Origin of the sequence: Pseudomonas oryzihabitans, assembly GCF_032027545.1 — a bacterium.
Lineage (GTDB): Bacteria > Pseudomonadota > Gammaproteobacteria > Pseudomonadales > Pseudomonadaceae > Chryseomonas > Chryseomonas oryzihabitans_F.
In genome coordinates, this window is sequence record NZ_JAVSJB010000008.1 from 154,411 (window position 1) to 172,412 (window position 18,002).

An 18,002-nucleotide genomic window follows, 5' to 3' on the forward strand; every position below is an offset into this window, starting at 1 on the left:
GATAACCGTGCATCGCGGCATAATACCCGATGAAGCCGGAGGAGAAAGCCCATGCGTGTCGACCTGCACTGCCATACCACCGCGTCCGACGGTGCCTTCGCGCCCGCCGAGGTGGTCAGGCGCGCCCATGAGCGCGGCGTGCAGCTCCTGGCGATCACCGATCATGACACGCTGGACGGCTACGCAGAGGCGCTGGACGTCGCCCAGGGGCTGGGTATCCGGCTGCTGCCGGGGATCGAGATGTCCTGTACCTGGGGTGGCGCGACGCTGCACGTGCTCGGTTATGCCTTCGCGCCTGGAGCGCCGGAACTGACCGCGGCGCTCGAGGCCCTGCACGAGGGCCGCTGGGAGCGCGCCCGGGAAATCGACCGGCGGCTGGCGGCCAAGGGCATGCCAGGCGCCCTGGAAGGCGCCCGCGCGGTGCAGATGGCCCTGGGCGACAGCCGCAACGCCCCGGCGCGGCCGCACTTCGCCGAGCACCTGGTGCAGGCCGGCTATGTGGAGGACCGCAACGACGCCTTCCGCAAGTGGCTCGGCGGCGGCAAGCTCGGCGACGTCAAGCAGCACTGGCCGACGCTGGCGGAAACCCTGGACACGCTCAAGGCGGCCAAGGCCTGGATCAGTCTCGCCCATCCGCTGGCCTATGGTTTCACCCGCACCAAGCTGCGCAAGCTGATTGGCGACTTCGTCAGCGGTGGCGGCCATGCCATCGAGGTGGTCAATGGCGTGCAGCCGGCCGAGCAGGTGGGTACCCTGGCAATTCTGGCGCGGGAATTCGGTCTGATGGTGAGCGCGGGCAGCGACTTCCATGCGCCGGCCGACTGGTCGGAACTCGGTATGTACCGACCGGTGCCCGAGGATCTGCCGCCGCTCTGGGCGCGTTTCAGTCAACCGCTGTACCCTCAGGATCGGGAACCCCAATGAGCCAGTTCATCGAGATTCATCCGCAGAATCCCCAGCCGCGGCTGATTCGTCAGGCCGTGGATATCATCCAGTCCGGTGGTGTGATCGCCTATCCGACCGATTCGTCCTATGCGCTGGGCTGCCGGATCGGCGAAAAAAGCGCGGTGGAGCGCATCCGTCGTATCCGCCAGCTCGACGACAAGCACAACTTCACCCTGGTGTGTTGCGACCTGTCGGAGCTGGGCATCTACGCCAAGGTGGACACCAGCGCCTTCCGCCTGCTCAAGGCCTATACCCCCGGCCCCTACACCTTCATCCTCAACGCCACCCGCGAGGTGCCGCGCATGCTGCTGCATCCCAAGCGGCGCACCATTGGCGTGCGGGTGCCGCAACATCCCATCACCCTGGCGCTGCTGGAGGCACTGGGTGAGCCGCTGATGAGCGTGAGCCTGATCCTGCCCGGCGATGACGAGGCGCTGGGCGATGCCTGGGAGATCCGCGAGCGCCTGGAGCATTTCGTCGACCTGGTGATCGAGGGCGGTCCGGGCGGCCTGCAGCCCTCCACGGTGATCAGCTTGGCGGACGACGAACCCGAGGTCATCCGCGTCGGGGCCGGTGATCCGACGCCCTTCATGATCGAGGCATGAGCGAGGTGCTCGATACGGAGCTGCTCGAACCCGAGCAGCTCCGCCTGGCGTTGGTCTACGGTGAAGCCTTCACCGAGCTGCCGCAGGACCTCTATATCCCCCCGGACGCCCTGGAAGTCTTCCTCGAAGCCTTCGAAGGGCCCTTGGACCTGCTGCTCTATCTGATTCGCAAGCAGAACATCGACATCCTCGACATCCCCGTGGCCGAGATCACCCGGCAGTACATGACCTACGTCGAGCTGATGAAGGCCGTGCACCTGGAATTGGCCGCCGAATACCTGTTGATGGCGGCCATGCTGGCGGAGATCAAGTCACGCATGCTGTTGCCACGTCCGGAAGGTCTGGATGCGGAAGAGGAGGATCCGCGCGCGGAGCTGATCCGCCGTCTGCAGGAATACGAGCGCTTCAAGAAGGCCGCCGAGGACCTCGACGAGCTACCGCGCGAGGGGCGCGATTTCGTGGTGCCGACGTTGCCAGCCCCCGAAGCCCGGGCGCGCAAGCTGCTACCCGAGGTTGAGCTGGGCGAATTGCTGCTGGCCATGGGTGAGGTGCTGCGGCGGGCGGACCTGTTCGAGAGCCACCAGGTGACCCGTGAAATCCTCTCGACCCGGGAGCGGATGAGCCAGGTGCTGGAACGACTCAAGAATGGCGCCTTCGTGCCCTTCGTGGCCCTGTTCACGCTGGAGGAGGGGCGACTCGGGGTGGTGGTCACCTTCATGGCCATCCTCGAGCTGGTCAAGGAATCCCTGGTGGAGCTGGTGCAGAACGAGCCCTTCAGCCCCATCCACGTGCGTGCCCGGGTCAGCGGCATCGACGCGGAAGAGGAGCTTCAGGCGTAGGCCAGGGCTGCCGTGGCCGCGGCGCTCTTGCGTTTCGCGACGGTCAGGCGGGCGCCACTACCGGCGGCCAATAGCGCCGCGGCTTCGGCGACGCTCGGGCTGCCGGTGTGCTGCTGTACCCTGGGACTTGGCGTGCTGACGCCGGCTTGTCGAGCCAGTTGGTGCGCCGGAAAGCCCCGCAGAGGCAGGCGCCAGCGTTGGGCGAGGGCCTGAACCGCGGGTTCGTCCAACCGCCCCGTCATGGTCGCCAGGGCGGTCAACGTTTCGACCGGGCAGTTCGCCTCCTGCAGCACGGCCAGCGCCAGTCCGGCCAGTTCCTCCGCTGGGCAGCCCTGGCGACAGCCGACACCGAGCACTCTTGTCATCAGCCTTGAGCGCCCTGGCGGCGGAACAGCCAACTGCAGGCCAGGCCCAGCAACAGCCAGAACGGGAGATTGCTCACCAGCACGGCGAGCTGGAAGTGCCGTTGCAGGTCTTCCGGCGCCAGGCTCCCATGCGCGACCGGTTGGGGCGCACCCAGCAGGTGGGGAAGGACCAGCAGGCCCAGGGCGACAAGCTTGAAGCCGGGATGACGGGCGAACGCCAGCAGGGCGAAGGCAGTCGCGGTAGCCGCGGCAGTGCCTATCCACCAGGCCTGGCGCAGGCTGAGGTCGGCTGCGGCGGTGCCCGGTAGCTCCGGCGGCAGGCCCAGGCTGGGAGCGACACAGAAGGTGGCATAACCCGCAAGGCCCCACAGCAGTCCCTGGCGCAAGCGGGTTGGCGGCTTCAGGTTGAACAGGCCAGCCAGGACCAAGCCGAAGCCCACGGCCACCACCAGGTTGCCGCCGAAGGTCGACAGGGTGCGCGGCCAGCCGTCTTCCGGCGACCAGGCTTCGTCGCCGTGCTCATGGTGCTCGGCCATGGCCGGGGCTTCGGTCTGGACCTCGTAGGTTTCTGCCTGGAGTATGAGCGGCGTCATCCAGAGGCTTTGCAGGACGCTCAGCAACAGGGCGGCGAGCAGCCCGGCGACGCCGGCGCTGAAGGCGATACGCTGGAACATGGCGAACTCCTTCAGTGGCAGGGAAAGCCTTCGCTGTGGCGGGTATCGTGGGCACCATTGTGCAGGGCCTCGATGTGGGAGAAACCGGCCAGGAACACCAGGCCCAGGCCGAACAGGCCGGCGAGCAGGGTGGCGGTCAGGCGCTGGGTGCGGGTACTGGTCTGGGGTAGGGCGGTGGTCGAGCGGGTAGCGGTCATGGCAAGGCCTCGGAGTCGAAGCGGCAGGGACGCGCCAAGGCAGCGAGCCGCAGGCGGCCGCCGTCCAGCACGACCGCCCACCGCGGGTTGCTTGAAAGCGACAGGCCGGTCTCCGGACTCACGAGGGTTGCAAGGTGCGGCCTTGGCTGTGCGTCGGCCTGGCTGCGTTGAAACCCACCGCGGAATGCTCATTTACTCTCGGTAAACCGCGCTTCCTTGGAGGATTTCGCCTTGCCAGGCGCTAGCTCGCTCAAGACCGCATATCTAGGCAACTACCAGGATCGCCTTCCCCAGGCTTGCCGGCCGGGTGGCATCGTGATCCTGCGCTCGTCTACCGTTGCGGGGGCAGTGCCGGACTCGGACCGGCTTCCCGTTTCACCGCGACCCATGGCGGAGTCGCGACACCTGAAGCAACGGCGAGCAGACCACGGGCTTCCGCTACCGGTCAAGCCCCTTCGATTGACACCCCGGGAGGGCGCTCGTAGCCTGTCGGGCTTCGAGGTGCTTTCCTCACCGAAAGCTTGAAAGGGAACGCGGTGCGACACCGCGGCTGCCCCCGCAACTGTAAGCGGCATCTATCTATGCCTCTCCATAAGGCCACTGCTCACGCGGGAAGGCCGGAGCCGGGCGCCGCGAGCCAGGAGACCTGCCTCGCCAGCTTCGAACACGCAACCGGGCGGGGTGATCCGGGCTGCCACCAGGGCTTCGCCAACGCGAGCGCCCGGCATGCCTGCCCGTCTTTTTTCGCTTTATCTCTAAGGGCAGCCCATGAAAACCCTGGCCAAGACCCCCGTCACCATCGTCACCGGCTTCCTCGGTGCCGGCAAGACCACCTTGCTGCGCCACATGCTCGACCATGCCGAAGGCCGCCGCATCGCGGTGATCGTCAACGAATTCGGCGAACTGGGCATCGACGGCGAGATCCTTCGCCAGTGCAGCATCGGCTGTACCGAAGAAGAGGCCCAGGGCCGCGTCTTCGAGCTGGCCAACGGTTGCCTGTGCTGTACCGTGCAGGAAGAATTCTTCCCGGTGATGAAGGAGCTGGTGGCGCGCCGCGGCGACATCCACCATATCCTCATCGAGACCAGCGGCCTGGCACTGCCCAAGCCCCTGGTGCAAGCCTTCCAGTGGCCGGAGATCCGCAACGCCTGCACCGTGGATGCGGTGATCACCGTGGTCGACAGCCCGGCGGTGGCGGCCGGCACCTTCGCTGCCCATCCCGAGCAAGTGGACGTCCAGCGTCGCCAGGACCCCAACCTCGACCATGAATCGCCGCTGCACGAGTTGTTCGAAGATCAGCTCGCCAGTGCCGACCTGGTGATCCTCAACAAGGCCGACGGCCTGGACCCCGAGGCCCTGGCCCGGGTGCGTGCCGAGGTGAGCGAAGAGTTGCCGCCGGCGGTCAAGGTGGTGGAAGCCAGTCGTGGCGTGTTGCCCCTGTCAGTGCTGCTGGGCCTGCAGGCCGAGTCCGAGGCCCATATCGACAGCCGTCCGACCCACCATGACCTCGAAGGTCATGAAGACCATGACCACGACGAATTCGACTCCTTTGGCGTCGAGCTGCCGGAAGTGGCCGAGGCGACCTTGCTGGCGGCCCTGACCGAGGTGGTCAAGACCCATGGCGTGCTGCGGGTGAAGGGTTTCGCCGCCATCGCCGGCAAGCCGCTGCGCCTGCTGGTACAGGGTGTGGGTACCCGTTTCGACAAGCACTTCGACCGCGCCTGGCAGTCCGGTGAAAGCCGCAGCACCCAGCTGGTGCTGATCGGTCAGGAGCTGGACCAGGCGGCCATCACCGCGCAGTTGCGCGCCGCGGTGGCCTGACCCCGGATGCATCTGCTGCGTACTCAGCCGGGCGGTTTCGTACCGGACGACGGCATCGCTCACCTGGCACAGACGCCGGGCGAGATCGTCGTGCTCTGCAGTGGCGATTCGCACCTGGCGCTGCTGGCCGAGGCTACCCGCACCCTCGACGCCGGCTATCCCAGCCTGCGCCTGGCCAATCCCATGCAACTGCAGAACCACGCCTCGGTGGATCTCTATGTCGAGGAGGTGCTGAGCCAGGCGCGGGTGGTGTTCATCTCCCTGCATGGCGGCCAGGGTTACTGGCGCTATGGCATGGAGCGACTGGCGGAATTGGCGGCGCATGGGTTGACCCTGATCGCGGTCCCCGGCTGCGACCGCCCCGATCCGGAGCTGATGGCCCTGGGTACGGTAGCTCCCGAACTGGCCGAGCGGCTGTGGCGTTATCTGCGCCAGGGTGGCCTGGCCAATGCCCGGGACTTCCTACATTGCCTGGCCGCCGAATGCCTGGATGCCCAGTACACCTACGAGCCGCCGCGGGAATTGCCGCGAGTGGCGGTGTACCAGGTCGAAGGCCTGGGCCTGGGCCTGGACGGCTGGCGCCAGCGCTGGCGACCGGACTGGCCAACGGCGGCGCTGCTGTTCTATCGCACCCACCTGCAGGCGGCCAACACCGCCTTCGTCGAGGTCTTCTGCCAGCAGCTAGAGGCTCGGGGCCTGAATCCGCTGCCCATCGCCGTGGCCAGTCTCAAGGAGCCGGCCTGCCTTCAGGAGGTGGAGCGACTGCTGGACGAGACCGATACGGCGTTGATCCTCAATACCACCGGTTTCGCCCAATCCAGCCCGGAGCGGCCGAATCTCGCCCCCTTCCGCCGCCCGGTGCCGGTGCTCCAGGCCATCTGCGCCCAGGACAATCGCGAGCGCTGGCAGGAGAATCCCCAAGGGCTGGGCGCGCGCGACCTGGCCATGCATATCGCCCTGCCCGAGCTGGACGGGCGCATCATCACCCGGCCGATCAGCTTCAAGGGCCTGGCCTGGCGCTGCGAGCGCAGCCAGAGCGATGTGGTCAACTACCAGGCCGATGGCGAACGCATGGCCTTCGTTGCAACGCTCGCGCGGAATTGGATCGAACTGGCACGGCGCCCCGTGGCGGACAAGCGCATCGCCCTGATCCTGGCCAACTACCCGACCCGCGACGGCCGCATCGGCAATGGCGTCGGTCTGGATACCCCGGCGGCGGCGCTCAAGGTACTGCAAGCGATGCAGACGGCAGGCTACCCGGTGGCCAATCTGCCAGAGAGCGGTACCGCCCTGATCGAACGCTTGCTCGGTGGGGTGACCAACGACAGTGCCCTGCGTGACCTGCGGCCGGCGTTGCAGAGCCTGGCGCTGGATGACTACCAGGCCTTGTTCTCCGGCCTGCCGCTGACTCTGCAGCAGGCGGTGACCGAACGCTGGGGTGGGCCCGCGGCCGATCCCATGCACCGGCGCGGTCGCCTGATGGTAGCCGGGGTGCGCTTCGGTCTGACCTTCGTCGGCATCCAACCGGCGCGGGGCTATGACGTCGATCCGGCGGCGGTCTACCACGATCCGTCGCTGGTGCCGCCCCATGGCTACCTGGCGTTCTATTTCTGGCTGCGCGAGGTCTATGGCGCCCAGGCGGTGGTCCACCTGGGCAAGCACGGCAATCTGGAGTGGCTACCGGGCAAGGGCGTGGGAATGTCCGCAGCCTGTTGGCCGGATGCCATCCTCGGACCGCTGCCCAACGTCTATCCCTTCATCGTCAATGACCCGGGCGAGGGCGCCCAGGCCAAGAGGCGCACCCAGGCGGTGATCATCGACCACCTGATGCCGCCGCTGACCCGTGCCGAGAGCTATGGCCCGCTACGTGACCTGGAGCGCCTGGCCGACGAATACTATGACGCCAGCCTGCTGGACCTGCGGCGCGCCACCGAATTGCGCGGCGAGATCCTGCAACTGGTGCGCGAGACCGCCCTGGATCGCGAGCTGGGCCTGGTCATCACCGATGACCCGGACAGCTGGCTGCCGCAGCTGGATGCCTATCTGTGCGACCTCAAGGAATCCCAGATCCGCGACGGCCTGCACGTGTTCGGCGAATCCCCGACCGGCCAGTTGCGCCGCGACACCCTGGTGGCGCTGCTGCGTATTCCCCGCGGCGATGCCCAGGGTAGTAATGCCAGCCTGTTGCGGGCACTGGCCAAGGATCTGCAGCTGGACTTCGATCCCCTGGCCGCCGACCTGGGCGTGCCCTGGCAAGGTGAGCGCCCGGATTGCTTGGCGGCGCTGTCCGCCGAACCCTGGCGCACCCTGGGTGATACCCGGGAGCGCTTGGAGTTGCTGGCACTTGCCCTGGTAGCCGCGATGGTGGATGACGAGCCTCTGCCGCTGGCGCTGGAGGATCTGCCGGCGACCCGTCCGGTGTTGGAACACCTGATCACCCAGGTGGCGCCGGCGCTGGACGGCTGTGGCCCCGCCGAAATCGGTGGCTTGCTGGCGGCCCTGGACGGGCGCTTCGTTCCCGCCGGACCCAGCGGCGCGCCCAGTCGCGGCCGGCTGGACGTCCTGCCCACCGGGCGCAATTTCTTCTCGGTGGACGTGCGCAACCTGCCGAGCATGACGGCTTGGCGACTGGGCTGGCAGTCGGCCAATCTGCTGCTGGAACGTCATCTGCAGGAGGAGGGCGACCACCTGCGCCAACTGGGCCTTTCGGTCTGGGGCACGGCGACCATGAGGACCGGCGGCGACGATATTGCCCAGGCCATGGCCCTGTTGGGCGTGCGCCCGGTGTGGCAGACCGGCAGTGCCCGGGTCGAGGACTTCGAGATCCTGCCGTTGTCGCTGCTGGATCGGCCACGCGTGGACGTCACCCTGCGCATCTCTGGTTTCTTCCGTGACGCCTTCGGTGGTCTGGTGCGGTTGTTCGACGCTGCCGTCCAGGCAGTGGCGGCCCTGGATGAGCCGGAGGATCTCAATCCCCTGGCGGCCCAGGTACGGCGCGAGCGCGCCGAGCTGGAGGCTGCAGGGGCCGCTGCCGAGCTGGCGCGGCGTCAGGCCGGCTGGCGCATTTTCGGCGCCCAGCCCGGCGCCTATGGCGCTGGCGTTCAGGGCGCGATGGAAGAGCGCCAGTGGCAGGACCGCAGCGAGCTGGCCACCGCGTATCTCAATTGGGGCGGCTACGCCTATGGCGCGGAGGATGAGGGCACCGCCGCCCGAGGCGACTTCTCCCGCCGCCTCGGGCGCCTGCAAGCGGTGCTGCAGAACCAGGACAACCGCGAGCACGACCTGCTCGATTCCAACGACTACTACCAGTTCCAGGGCGGCATGCTGGCCGCGGCCGAGACCCTGAGCGGCGAGCGTCGCGCCAGCTACTTCGGCGACCATGCCCAGGCTGACCTGCCAAAGATCCGCACCCTCAAGGAAGAACTGGGCCGCGTCGTGCGCTCCCGGGCGGCCAATCCCAAGTGGATCGCCGGCATGAAGCGCCATGGCTACAAGGGCGCCTTCGAGATGGCCGCCACCGTGGACTACCTGTTCGGTTTCGGCGCCACCACCGAGCTGGTGGAGGATCATCAGTATCGGCAACTGGCCGATGCCTACCTGCTGGACGCCGAAACCCGCGATTTCGTCGAACGCCACAACCCCGAGGCCCTGCGCGACATGACCGAACGCTTGCTGGAAGCCCAGCAACGTGGCCTCTGGCAGGAACCGGGCGACTATCGCGAGGCCCTGGAACAACTGCTGATGGATATGGATGAAGCCTGAATGACCGCTCCCGTCTTTCCCCTGGCCGCCGTGGTCGGTGCGGACGCCTTGAAGCTGGCGCTATGCCTGAATGCCATCGACCCGCGCATTGGCGGGGTGCTGATCGAAGGGCCGCGCGGCATGGCCAAGTCGACCCTGGCTCGTGGCCTGGCCGATCTGCTCGGTGGCGGTCCCTTCGTCACCCTGCCGCTGGGCGCCAGCGAAGAGCGCATCGTTGGCACCCTGGATCTGGATGCCGCGCTGGGCGAAGGCCGGGCGCGCTTCGCGCCAGGGGTGCTGGCCGCGGCGGATGGCGGGGTGCTCTATGTCGACGAGGTCAATCTGCTGCCCGATCACCTGGTGGACCTGCTGCTGGACGTCGCTGCCAGTGGCGTCAACCGCGTGGAGCGCGATGGCATCTCCCATGAGCACGCCACCCGCTTCCTGCTGGTAGGCACCATGAATCCGGAGGAGGGCGAGCTGCGCCCGCAACTGCTCGACCGTTTCGGTTTCGCCCTGGCGCTGGACAGCCGCCCGGCACCGCGCGAACGGGCCGAAATCCTGCGGCGGCGGTTGGCGTTCGACAGCGACCCGATGGGTTTCGTCGCCCAGTGGGAGCCGACCCAGGCGACGTTGCGTGAGCGTTGTGCCCAGGCTCGTGCGCGCCTTGCCGGCATTCCTTTGGACGACGCGGCGCTGGAAGCCATTACCGAAGCCTGTCACCAGGCCGGGGTCGATGGCTTACGGGCCGACTTGGTCTGGCTGCGTGCGGCTCGCGCCCATGCGGCCTGGCGGGGTGCCGCTGCCATCGAAAGCACCGACATCAATGTCGTGGCAGGCTTCGCCTTGCGCCATCGCCGTCGAGAGCTACAGGACGTCTCACCAGTAATACCACCCCTGCAGGAAGCATCCTCGGTCCCTACCCCGGAGCGAGGGGCAGGTAACCAAGGTGATCGCGGCGCCGCTGAATCTTCAGGCAGTGAGGGAGATGCCTGGGGCGCCATGGCGCCGGAGCCCGTGGCGACTGGTCCACGCCGCCGGCTGGAGCAGCCAAAAAAGTCCTAGGCATCCGATCCCCCCGCACCCCGGATCGTGATGCCCGGATCGGGGTAGGCCAATCTGCGGGGGGGCGACAGGGGGCCCGCTCGCTTGGTGCTGAGGGCGCCATCGCCTGGTTGCCGACGTTGTTGCAGGGCCGTCCTCGGCGCGCCAGCGATCTCGTGCGTCAGCCGCGCAGCCGACGTCCCGCCCAGCTCTGGCTGGTGATCCTCGATCATTCCGCCTCTACCCGTCGCCATGGCGCGCTAGCTCAAGCCAAGGGCTTGCTGGCCGACTGGTTCGAGCAGGCCTATCGCCAACGGGTGAAGGTCGCGGTGCTGCAGGCGGCAGGGGAGCGACCCGCGTGGTCCTTCCAGGGGCAGCGCAGTGGCCAGGCGCTGCAGGCGTGGCTGGACCAGCTGGGAGCGGGCGGTGGCACGCCGTTGCTGGCCGGCCTGGCGGAAGCCGAGGTGTGGCTGCAGAGCCGTCGGCGGCGGCATCCCGGTGAGGAGTATCATTTGCTGTTGGTCACCGATGGGCGCCTGCGCGACTTGGCAGGGCTGACCGGACCGGACTGTCCTACCCAGGTATTGGATATCGAGCTGGGACCGCTGCGCCTGGGCCGTGCGGCGGCGCTTGCCCGTCTTCTCGGCGCGCAATACCGGCACCTGGAAGAGGTGTCGGAGGTCTAGCCGACAGTTGGGCTTCGCCGCGCAGCCCAACTTACGAGGTTAGGGACGGCAGGTGGCTGAATGCTCCCTCTCCCGGCGGGAGAGGGTTGGGGGCAGGACTCGTTGGACTCGCCGCGCTCAGCCCGCGAGCCGGCCAAGCCGGACGACTCGTGGCAACGTCCCATCAATGCCCTGCTTTCATCGCCTTGACGAGCGTATCCACGTTGTAGCGGAACATCGCGGCGTAGGTGGGCGCCGGGCCATCCGCCGGGGACAGGGACTCGACGTAGAGTTCGCCGCCCGGCTGGGCGCCGCTGGCCTTGGCGATCTGCTGCACCAGGCGCGGATCATTGGAATTCTCGAAGAAGTAGGCCGCCACGTGCTCCTGCTTGATCTGGCGGATCAGCTTGGCCACGTCCTGGGCCGAGGCCTCGGCTTCCGTCGACAGGCCCAGCGGCGAGATGAAGGTCACGCCATAGGCATCGGCGAAGTAGCCGAAAGCGTCATGGGAGGTCAGTACCTTGCGGCGTGCCTGGGGAATCTGGCCGATCTGCTCGCGAGCGTAGCGGTCCAGCGCCTCCAACTGAGCGATGTAACGATCGCCGTTGGCCTTGAACAGGGCAGCGTCAGCTGGATCGACGTCCGACAGCGCTTTCACCACGTTGCGGGTGTAGACGATGACGTTCAGCGGGCTGTTCCAGACATGAGGGTCGAGACCGCCATGGTCATGTCCGTGGTCGTCATGACCGTGCTCGTCCTCGTCGTCGGCCATCTCGCGAGTCTTGACGCCTTCGCTGAGCACCACCGGCGGGCGAGCTTGGCCGGACGCCTTGATCAGACGATCCATCCAGCCTTCCAGGTGCAGGCCGCTCATGAACACCACATCGGCCTGCTTGAGTGCCTGGGCATCGGCAGGCGTCGGCTCATAGGCATGGGGATCACCGTTGGGTCCGACCAGCGAAGTGACCTGCACGTGATCGCCACCGACCTGCTTGACCACATCGGCGATCACGGTGAAGGTGGCGACCGCCTTGACCGGCGCAGCCTGGGCTTGGCCGGCCACCACGAACAACAGGGCGGCGCCCAGCGAGAACAGGGATTTCATGACGACTCCTTTCAGTGGGTGAGATGAGGGCGCGGACGCAGCCGCCGATACAGGCCGAGACGACCGAACACCAGGGAGAAGAGGTAGCAGGCACCCGCGGTGAGCACGATGGCCGGCCCCGAGGCGTAACCGAGGTGGTAGGACAGCACCAGGCCCACCAGGCCGCTCAGACTGGCGATCACACTGGCCACTGCCATCAGTCCGGGTAGGCTGTGGGCCCAGAAGCGCGCGGCGGTGGCCGGGAGCATCATCAGACCGACTGCCATCAGGGTGCCCAGGGCCTGGAAGCCGGCCACCAGGTTGAGCACCACCAGCAGCAGGAACAGCAGGTGGTAGAGCGAGCCGCGGCCACCCACGGCGCGCAGGAAGCCCGGATCGAAGCACTCCAGCGCCAGCGGCCGATAGATCACCGCCAGGACCACCAGCGACAGGCTGGCGATGCCGGCGACCAGGTACAGCGCCGTGGCGTCGATGGCCAGGATGGTACCGAACAGCACGTGCAGCAGATCCACACTGGAGCCATGGGCCGAGACGATCAGGACCCCGGCGGCCAGGGAGATCAGGTAGAAGCTGGCGAAGCTGGCGTCCTCGCGCTGGCTGGTGAAACGGCTGACCAGGCCAGCCAATCCCGCCACCAGCAGGCCGGCGAGCATGCCACCGATGCCCATGGCCGGCAGCGACAGGCCGGCGACCATGAAGCCCAGCGCGGCGCCTGGCAGCACGGCATGACTCATGGCATCGCCGACCAGGCTCATGCGGCGCAGCATCAGCAGCACGCCTACCGGGCCAGCGCCCAGGGCCAGGGCCAGGCAAGCGACCAGGGCACGGCGCATGAAGCCGAATTCCACGAAGGGTTCGAACAGCAGTTGATAGAGCGTCATGCGCGTTCACACACCGCCGCATTGGCGTCCCAGTGCTCGGCAAGGTTACGCGCCTTGGCCAGATTGTCGGGGACCAGCACCTGCCGGGTCTCGCCCCAGGCGATGGCCTCGCGCGCCAGTAGCAGCGTTTCAGGGAAGTGCTCGCGGACCTGCTCCAGGTCGTGCAGCACGGCGATCACCGTACGGCCCTGGCCATGCCAGCGGCGAACAATGGTCAGCAGATCGGCGGTGGTACGGGCATCGATGGCAGTGAAGGGCTCGTCCAGCAGCAGTACCGGGGCGTCCTGCAGCAGCAGGCGAGCGAACAGCACGCGCTGGAATTGCCCGGAGGACAAGGTGCCTACCAGACGCTCCTCCAGCCCCTCCAGCCCTACGGCCTGTAGCGCCTGACGCGCTTCCTGGCGCTGGGCGGCGGTGACGCCACGCCAGAGACCCAGGCCACGCCAGGCACCCAGTATCACGGTTTCGAGCACGCTCAGGGGAAAGCTCCGGTCGATCTCCGCGGCTTGAGGCAGATAGCCCAGGCGGCGCTGCGGCACGGCGCGATCGACCCGGCCACTGACCGGGCGCAAGGTGCCGGCGATGGCCTTGAGCAGCGTCGACTTGCCAGCGCCGTTGGGACCGACGATGGCGGTAAGACTGCCCGCGGCGAAGCGACCGCTCAGATGGTGGATGGCGGGATGGCGTTGATAGGCCAGGGTCAGGTCCCGCAACTCGATGGCGGCGCTCACGGCAGGGCTACTGCCCAGCGCACGGCTAGCCAGAGTGCTGCCAGTGGCACGCATGCCAGCAGCAGGCGGGTGGGAACGGAAAGCAGCAGGAGGGAGGGAGGTTTGGACGACATAGGAAAGCCTTCGCTAGATCGCAAAAGTTATAACATAACGTTTAGCCTCCGTCATCCAGATCGTTGAGATTGAGGTCATGGACCCTCTGCCAGGCGATCGCGATCGTGACGTGCCAGGAATGCGCCGCCCGCCACCTCTAGGCCGCTTCGGTTTCCGCGACGCGCTGCTCCAGCCGTTGCAGGAAGTTGAGCAGCAGCACCTCTTCCTCCTTCAGCCCTTTCCGCTTGCGCGGCCGGGGCAGGGTGCAGAGATCGCCGGCGAGGAAGGCGTCCAGCACGCCGGGATGGATGTAGCACTTGCGGCACACCGCCGGGGTATTGCCCAGGGTCCGCGACACCGCCTTGACCATGTCCACCAGCTCCTTCTTGGCTTCGGTCTGGGATTCGCAGCGCAACTCGCGCAGGGCTTCCAGGGCCAGGGCGCTGCCGGCCCAGGTGCGGTAGTCCTTGGCGGTGAAGTCCGCGCCAGTGAGTTCGTGCAGGTAGGCGTTGACGTCGGAGGAGGTCACCGTGTGCCGCTCGCCCTCGGCGTCCACGTATTGGAACAGGTGCTGACCTTTCAGCTCCAGGCATTTCTTCACGGTACGCGCCAGGCGCGGATCGCTGACCTTGACGTCGTGCTCCACGCCGCTCTTGCCGCGAAAATGGAAGGCGATGGTATTGCCGTGCACCTCGGCGTGGCGGTTGCGCAAGGTGGTGAGGCCGTAGGACTTGTTACTCTTGGCGTACTGGGCATTGCCGACGCGGATCAGGGTGGCGTCCAGCAGGCTGATCACCGTGGCCATGATCTTCTCGCGGCACAGGCCGCGCCGACTCAGGTCTTCTTCCACCCGTTGGCGCAGTTTGGGCAGCGCCTGGCCGAAGGCGAGCATCCGCTCGTACTTGTCGGTATCGCGAATCTCGCGCCAGCGTGGATGGTAACGATATTGCTTGCGTCCGCGGGCATCGCGGCCGGTGGCCTGCAGGTGGCCGTTCGGGTCCGCGCAGATCCAGACGTCGGTATAGGCCGGCGGAATCGCCAGTTTGTTGATGCGCTCCACCTCGGCCTGGTCGTGCACACGTTCGCCGTCCGGGGTGAAGTAGGCCCATTTACCACGCAGCTTGCGCCGACTGAGGCCGGGCTGGGCATCGTCGACGTAATTGAGGTCCGGTGGCAGCGGCGTGCAGAGGGCGGTGCCAGTATCATCTCGCTCATCGGCGGGGATGGGCAGATCGGTCTGGGCGAGGCGTTGCATGATTTTTGAGGTTTTCGAGCGAGAGGTCATGACTGCACCGACGATTTACTGGTCGAAACGATGGACTCCAGGAGACGGGACCGGGTTCTCATGACAGCGCTCAAGCCGACCGACGCACAGTTGCGCCATGCCTTGCTGGCGAAGGCCCGGGCGCGTCGTCCTGGTATGACCTTCTGCCCTTCCGAGGTGGCACGCGAGCTGGCGACGGACTGGCGACCACTCATGGAGCCACTGCGCCAAGTCGCCCGCGAGTTGGCGCGTCAGGGTCTGCTGAGCGTGACCCAGAAGGGGGACATCCTGAGCCCGGAAGCGCCCTGGCATGGACCGATCCGCTTAAGCTTGGCTTAAGCGGCGTTTAAGTTTCGATTAATGGCGCGTCGCTACTCTGGCCTCAGAACGAACAGCAACCAGAGAGATAATCGACATGAAAAAGCTGACCGCCCTGACGACTGCCGCCATCCTGCTCACCGGCGTGGGCATCGCCCAGGCCCGCGACCTCGGCCCCGATGAAGCCCTCAAGCTGCGCGACAGCGGCAAGATCAAGAGCTTCGAGGTGCTCAACCAGGCCGCCATCGCCAAGCATCCGGGCTCCACGACCCATGAAACCGAGCTGGAAGAAGAGTACGGCCGCTACATCTACCAACTGGAATTGCGTGACCCCAAAGGTGTGAAATGGGATCTGGAACTCGACGCCACCACCGGCGAAGTCTTGAAAGACCAGCGCGACGACTGAGTCTCGCACTCGTCGGGTTGATCCTGCTCGGCGCCGCCGCCCCCCTGGTCCAGGCCCGTGACCTGGACCAGGACGAGGCCCTAAAGCTGCGCAAGGAGGGGGTGATCAGACCCCTGGAAACCCTGTTGCAGCGCGTCAACGAACGCTATCCGAACGCCCGGCTGCTGGAGGCCGAGCTGGAAGAAGAAGACGGCCAGTATCGCTACGAGATCGAGATTCTCGTCGGTGACGGGGTCCGCGAACTGGAAATCGGTGCCATGGATGGCGCCATCATGAAGGATGAGGTGGACGACTAGATGCGCCTGTTGTTGGTGGAAGACGATGTAGCCCTGGCTGACGAGCTCTCGGCCTTTCTGACCCGCCAGGGCTATGCCATCGACTGGCTCGCCGACGGCCGCGACGCCGCCTGGCAGGGCGCTCAGGAACCCTACGACCTCATCGTGCTCGACCTCGGCCTGCCGGGGCGACCGGGTCTCGAGGTGCTGTGCGAGTGGCGCGACGCCGCCCTGGCGACGCCCGTACTCATCCTCACTGCCCGCGACAGCTGGGCGGAGCGCATCGAAGGACTCAAGGCGGGCGCCGACGACTACCTGACCAAGCCTTTCCATCCGGAGGAGCTGGGGCTGCGCATCGCCGCCCTGTTGCGCCGCGTTCGCGGCATGGCCAACCAGCCGCTACTGCAGGCAGCCGGGCTGGCGCTGGACGAAGCGCGCCAATGCGTGGTTCGTGGCAGCGAGACCATCGCCCTCAGCGCCGCGGAATTCCGACTGCTACGTTGTTTCCTGCTCCATCCAGGACAGATCCTGTCCAAGACTCGCCTGAACGATCACCTCTACGATGGTGAAAGCGAGCGCGACTCCAATGTCATCGAGGTACACGTTAACCACTTGCGGCGCAAGCTCGGGCGGGACGTCATAGAGACGCGCCGCGGCCAGGGCTATCGCCTGGGCGGTGTCGATTGAGGTCCATCCAGACCCACCTGCGGGTCGGCCTGGTCGTCGTCCTGCTGGTCGCCGGTCTGGTGCTGGTGGTGGGTGGCGCCTGGCTGGTGGACCACGCCTTGCGTCGCTACCTGGAAACCGGCCTGCGCAGCGAGACGGAAAACCTGCTCGCCGCGCTGGTGCGCGGACCCCATGGCCTGCAGCTGGACGAAGGCCGGCTGGGCAGTCTCTACACGCGGCCCCTGTCGGGCCGCTATTTCCTGATCGAGATTCCCGCGCTGGACATCCGCTGGCGTTCGCGCTCCCTGTGGGACGCCCAACTCGAAGCGCCGCCCACCGCCGGGCTGAGTGACACGCTCGTCGACGGACCCAGCGAGCAGCGCCTGCTGGCCTATCGCGCTGATTACCAGCGTTATGGCCAGCAGGTAAGAGTCACGGTCGCCGACGACTATAACCCGTTGCTGGCGAGCCTTACTCGCATCCTCGGTTTGGGCGCCGCGCTGGGATTGGCCACCCTGGTGCTGCTGCTCTTGCTGCAGCGCCTGATCGTGCGCCGCGCGCTGTGGCCTTTGGAGCAGGTGCGCGACCAGATCGCCCAGCTGCATCAGGGCCGACGCTCGGCGCTGGACGCCGCGGTACCTGCCGAGCTCGCACCACTGGTGGCGGAGATGAACGCCCTGTTGCGCCACACCGAGGAGGGCCTGAAGCGCGCGCGCCATGGCATCGGCAACCTGGGCCACGCCCTGAAGACGCCCCTGGCGGTGCTCACCAGCCTGGCCGAGCGGCCTGAGCTGCAGGCCCTGCCGGAGCAACGCGACACGTTGCGCGAGCAACTGGCGCGCATCCGTGAACGGCTGGAGCGGGAACTGCGCCGGGCGCGGCTGGCCGGCGAGGCGCTGCCGGGAGCGCACCTGGACGTAGCGGAGTTGCGCGAGCTCTGCGTACTGCTCCGGCGCCTGCATGGCGAGCACCTGGTGTTCGACTGCCGGCTCCCCGAGCGCCTGCGCCTGCCGTGGGACCGCGAGGATCTGCTGGAGCTGTTCGGCACCTTGCTGGACAACGCCGGCAAATGGGCGCATCGGCAGGTACGCCTGGAAATCGTCCACGGAGCCGGGGGCTATTTCATCCGCATCGAGGACGATGGGCGAGGTGTGCCGGAAGGCGAACGCGAAGCCATCCTGAATCGGGGAACCCGCCTGGACGAAGGCGTCGCCGGCCACGGGCTCGGCCTGGGCATCGCCAGGGATATCGTCGACAGCTGTGGTGGCACCCTGGCACTGGAGCCGTCGGCCCTGGGCGGGCTGGCAGTGGTCATCCACTTGCCGTCGCCACCGGGAGGCAGGCAGTACCAGCCAGCCAGGTGACTT

General features: G+C 67.1%; 19 protein-coding genes and 2 riboswitches. Of the genes, 12 read left to right on the forward strand and 7 right to left on the reverse strand.

Annotated elements, in window-relative coordinates; translation table 11 throughout:
• The first annotated feature begins 51 nt into the window (after nucleotides 1-51).
• From RND78_RS15650 to RND78_RS15660, 3 genes are all read left to right on the forward strand, one after another.
• Nucleotides 52-924 carry a PHP domain-containing protein gene (locus RND78_RS15650; RefSeq protein ID WP_312730060.1) on the forward strand — a complete coding sequence of 291 codons (873 nt, stop codon included), beginning with the start codon at nucleotides 52-54 and terminating at the stop codon, nucleotides 922-924.
• The gene (locus RND78_RS15655) at nucleotides 921-1,550 is read left to right on the forward strand and encodes an L-threonylcarbamoyladenylate synthase (protein ID WP_059229581.1); all 630 of its coding nucleotides are present in this window, start codon (nucleotides 921-923) and stop codon (nucleotides 1,548-1,550) included. The genes RND78_RS15650 and RND78_RS15655 overlap by 4 nt, the downstream gene beginning before the upstream one ends.
• Nucleotides 1,551-1,660: 110 nt before the next feature.
• Nucleotides 1,661-2,389 carry a ScpA family protein gene (locus RND78_RS15660; protein ID WP_312730222.1) on the forward strand — a complete coding sequence of 243 codons (729 nt, stop codon included), beginning with the start codon at nucleotides 1,661-1,663 and terminating at the stop codon, nucleotides 2,387-2,389.
• Here RND78_RS15660 and RND78_RS15665 read toward each other — a convergent pair.
• From RND78_RS15665 to RND78_RS15675, 3 genes are read right to left on the reverse strand one after another with little or no spacing between them, the layout of a single operon-like run.
• Entirely contained in the window at nucleotides 2,380-2,754 is a 375-nt protein-coding gene (locus tag RND78_RS15665) for a cobalamin biosynthesis protein (protein WP_312730063.1), read from the reverse strand. The two genes, RND78_RS15660 and RND78_RS15665, sit on opposite strands and share 10 nt — an antisense overlap.
• Entirely contained in the window at nucleotides 2,754-3,428 is a 675-nt protein-coding gene (locus tag RND78_RS15670) for a CbtA family protein (protein WP_312730065.1), read from the reverse strand. Before RND78_RS15670 ends, RND78_RS15665 begins: the two co-directional genes overlap by 1 nt.
• An 11-nt stretch (nucleotides 3,429-3,439) precedes the next feature.
• Nucleotides 3,440-3,625: a CbtB-domain containing protein gene (locus RND78_RS15675; protein WP_312730067.1), complete on the reverse strand. Its 186-nt coding sequence runs from the start codon at nucleotides 3,623-3,625 to the stop codon at nucleotides 3,440-3,442.
• 85 nt (nucleotides 3,626-3,710) lie between these two features.
• A riboswitch (cobalamin riboswitch) is annotated at nucleotides 3,711-4,049 on the reverse strand.
• A gap of 58 nt (nucleotides 4,050-4,107) precedes the next feature.
• A riboswitch (cobalamin riboswitch) is annotated at nucleotides 4,108-4,294 on the forward strand.
• A 99-nt stretch (nucleotides 4,295-4,393) separates the two neighbouring features.
• On the opposite strand from RND78_RS15675, the gene cobW reads away from it, so the two are divergent.
• From cobW to RND78_RS15695, 4 genes are read left to right on the forward strand one after another with little or no spacing between them, the layout of a single operon-like run.
• Nucleotides 4,394-5,446: a cobalamin biosynthesis protein CobW gene (gene cobW, locus RND78_RS15680; protein WP_312730068.1), complete on the forward strand. Its 1,053-nt coding sequence runs from the start codon at nucleotides 4,394-4,396 to the stop codon at nucleotides 5,444-5,446.
• Nucleotides 5,447-5,452: 6 nt separating this feature from the next.
• Nucleotides 5,453-9,208, forward strand: coding sequence for a cobaltochelatase subunit CobN (gene cobN / locus RND78_RS15685; RefSeq protein WP_312730069.1), 3,756 nt, complete (start codon nucleotides 5,453-5,455; stop codon nucleotides 9,206-9,208).
• Nucleotides 9,209-10,252 (forward strand): AAA family ATPase, encoded by a 1,044-nt coding sequence (locus RND78_RS15690; protein ID WP_312730070.1) that lies wholly within the window; start codon nucleotides 9,209-9,211, stop codon nucleotides 10,250-10,252.
• A gap of 2 nt (nucleotides 10,253-10,254) precedes the next feature.
• Nucleotides 10,255-10,917, forward strand: a complete 663-nt coding sequence (locus tag RND78_RS15695) for a vWA domain-containing protein (RefSeq protein WP_409457060.1) — start codon at nucleotides 10,255-10,257, stop codon at nucleotides 10,915-10,917.
• Between the two features lie 163 nt (nucleotides 10,918-11,080).
• Here the strand turns inward: RND78_RS15695 and RND78_RS15700 are convergent, their stop codons facing one another.
• From RND78_RS15700 to RND78_RS15715, 4 genes are all read right to left on the reverse strand, one after another.
• The gene (locus tag RND78_RS15700; RefSeq protein ID WP_312730074.1) at nucleotides 11,081-12,001 is read right to left on the reverse strand and encodes a metal ABC transporter substrate-binding protein; all 921 of its coding nucleotides are present in this window, start codon (nucleotides 11,999-12,001) and stop codon (nucleotides 11,081-11,083) included.
• 11 nt (nucleotides 12,002-12,012) lie between these two features.
• Entirely contained in the window at nucleotides 12,013-12,882 is an 870-nt protein-coding gene (locus RND78_RS15705; protein ID WP_312730076.1) for a metal ABC transporter permease, read from the reverse strand.
• On the reverse strand, nucleotides 12,879-13,613 hold the full coding sequence (aztA, locus tag RND78_RS15710; protein ID WP_409457055.1) for a zinc ABC transporter ATP-binding protein AztA: 735 nt from the start codon (nucleotides 13,611-13,613) through the stop codon (nucleotides 12,879-12,881). The genes RND78_RS15705 and aztA overlap by 4 nt, the downstream gene beginning before the upstream one ends.
• 250 nt (nucleotides 13,614-13,863) lie before the next feature.
• Entirely contained in the window at nucleotides 13,864-14,961 is a 1,098-nt protein-coding gene (locus tag RND78_RS15715) for a DNA topoisomerase IB (protein ID WP_312730079.1), read from the reverse strand.
• A gap of 90 nt (nucleotides 14,962-15,051) precedes the next feature.
• Here RND78_RS15715 and RND78_RS15720 point away from each other — a divergent pair, with 90 nt between their 5' ends.
• The 5 genes from RND78_RS15720 to RND78_RS15740 all read left to right on the forward strand — a co-directional run bounded on the left by RND78_RS15720 (nucleotide 15,052) and on the right by RND78_RS15740 (nucleotide 17,999).
• Nucleotides 15,052-15,309, forward strand: coding sequence for a DUF3253 domain-containing protein (locus RND78_RS15720; protein ID WP_312730080.1), 258 nt, complete (start codon nucleotides 15,052-15,054; stop codon nucleotides 15,307-15,309).
• A 76-nt stretch (nucleotides 15,310-15,385) separates the two neighbouring features.
• Complete coding sequence (locus RND78_RS15725; protein WP_312730081.1) at nucleotides 15,386-15,694, forward strand: PepSY domain-containing protein; 309 nt, start codon at nucleotides 15,386-15,388, stop codon at nucleotides 15,692-15,694.
• Nucleotides 15,634-15,990, forward strand: a complete 357-nt coding sequence (locus RND78_RS15730) for a PepSY domain-containing protein (RefSeq protein ID WP_409457056.1) — start codon at nucleotides 15,634-15,636, stop codon at nucleotides 15,988-15,990. The genes RND78_RS15725 and RND78_RS15730 overlap by 61 nt, the downstream gene beginning before the upstream one ends.
• Complete coding sequence (locus tag RND78_RS15735; RefSeq protein ID WP_312730086.1) at nucleotides 15,991-16,656, forward strand: response regulator transcription factor; 666 nt, start codon at nucleotides 15,991-15,993, stop codon at nucleotides 16,654-16,656.
• Entirely contained in the window at nucleotides 16,653-17,999 is a 1,347-nt protein-coding gene (locus RND78_RS15740; RefSeq protein ID WP_312730087.1) for a sensor histidine kinase, read from the forward strand. Before RND78_RS15735 ends, RND78_RS15740 begins: the two co-directional genes overlap by 4 nt.
• Nucleotides 18,000-18,002: the final 3 nt, after the last annotated feature.

Coding starts and splice junctions, on each gene's coding strand:
- RND78_RS15650 (WP_312730060.1), top strand. CDS start 52: ATGCGTGTCGACCTGCACTGCCATACCACCGCGTCCGACGGTGCCTTC.
- RND78_RS15655 (WP_059229581.1), top strand. CDS start 921: ATGAGCCAGTTCATCGAGATTCATCCGCAGAATCCCCAGCCGCGGCTG.
- RND78_RS15665 (WP_312730063.1), bottom strand. CDS start 2,754: ATGACAAGAGTGCTCGGTGTCGGCTGTCGCCAGGGCTGCCCAGCGGAG.
- RND78_RS15670 (WP_312730065.1), bottom strand. CDS start 3,428: ATGTTCCAGCGTATCGCCTTCAGCGCCGGCGTCGCCGGGCTGCTCGCC.
- RND78_RS15675 (WP_312730067.1), bottom strand. CDS start 3,625: ATGACCGCTACCCGCTCGACCACCGCCCTACCCCAGACCAGTACCCGC.
- cobW (WP_312730068.1), top strand. CDS start 4,394: ATGAAAACCCTGGCCAAGACCCCCGTCACCATCGTCACCGGCTTCCTC.
- cobN (WP_312730069.1), top strand. CDS start 5,453: ATGCATCTGCTGCGTACTCAGCCGGGCGGTTTCGTACCGGACGACGGC.
- RND78_RS15690 (WP_312730070.1), top strand. CDS start 9,209: ATGACCGCTCCCGTCTTTCCCCTGGCCGCCGTGGTCGGTGCGGACGCC.
- RND78_RS15700 (WP_312730074.1), bottom strand. CDS start 12,001: ATGAAATCCCTGTTCTCGCTGGGCGCCGCCCTGTTGTTCGTGGTGGCC.
- RND78_RS15705 (WP_312730076.1), bottom strand. CDS start 12,882: ATGACGCTCTATCAACTGCTGTTCGAACCCTTCGTGGAATTCGGCTTC.
- RND78_RS15715 (WP_312730079.1), bottom strand. CDS start 14,961: ATGCAACGCCTCGCCCAGACCGATCTGCCCATCCCCGCCGATGAGCGA.
- RND78_RS15720 (WP_312730080.1), top strand. CDS start 15,052: ATGACAGCGCTCAAGCCGACCGACGCACAGTTGCGCCATGCCTTGCTG.
- RND78_RS15725 (WP_312730081.1), top strand. CDS start 15,386: ATGAAAAAGCTGACCGCCCTGACGACTGCCGCCATCCTGCTCACCGGC.
- RND78_RS15730 (WP_409457056.1), top strand. CDS start 15,634: ATGGGATCTGGAACTCGACGCCACCACCGGCGAAGTCTTGAAAGACCA.
- RND78_RS15735 (WP_312730086.1), top strand. CDS start 15,991: ATGCGCCTGTTGTTGGTGGAAGACGATGTAGCCCTGGCTGACGAGCTC.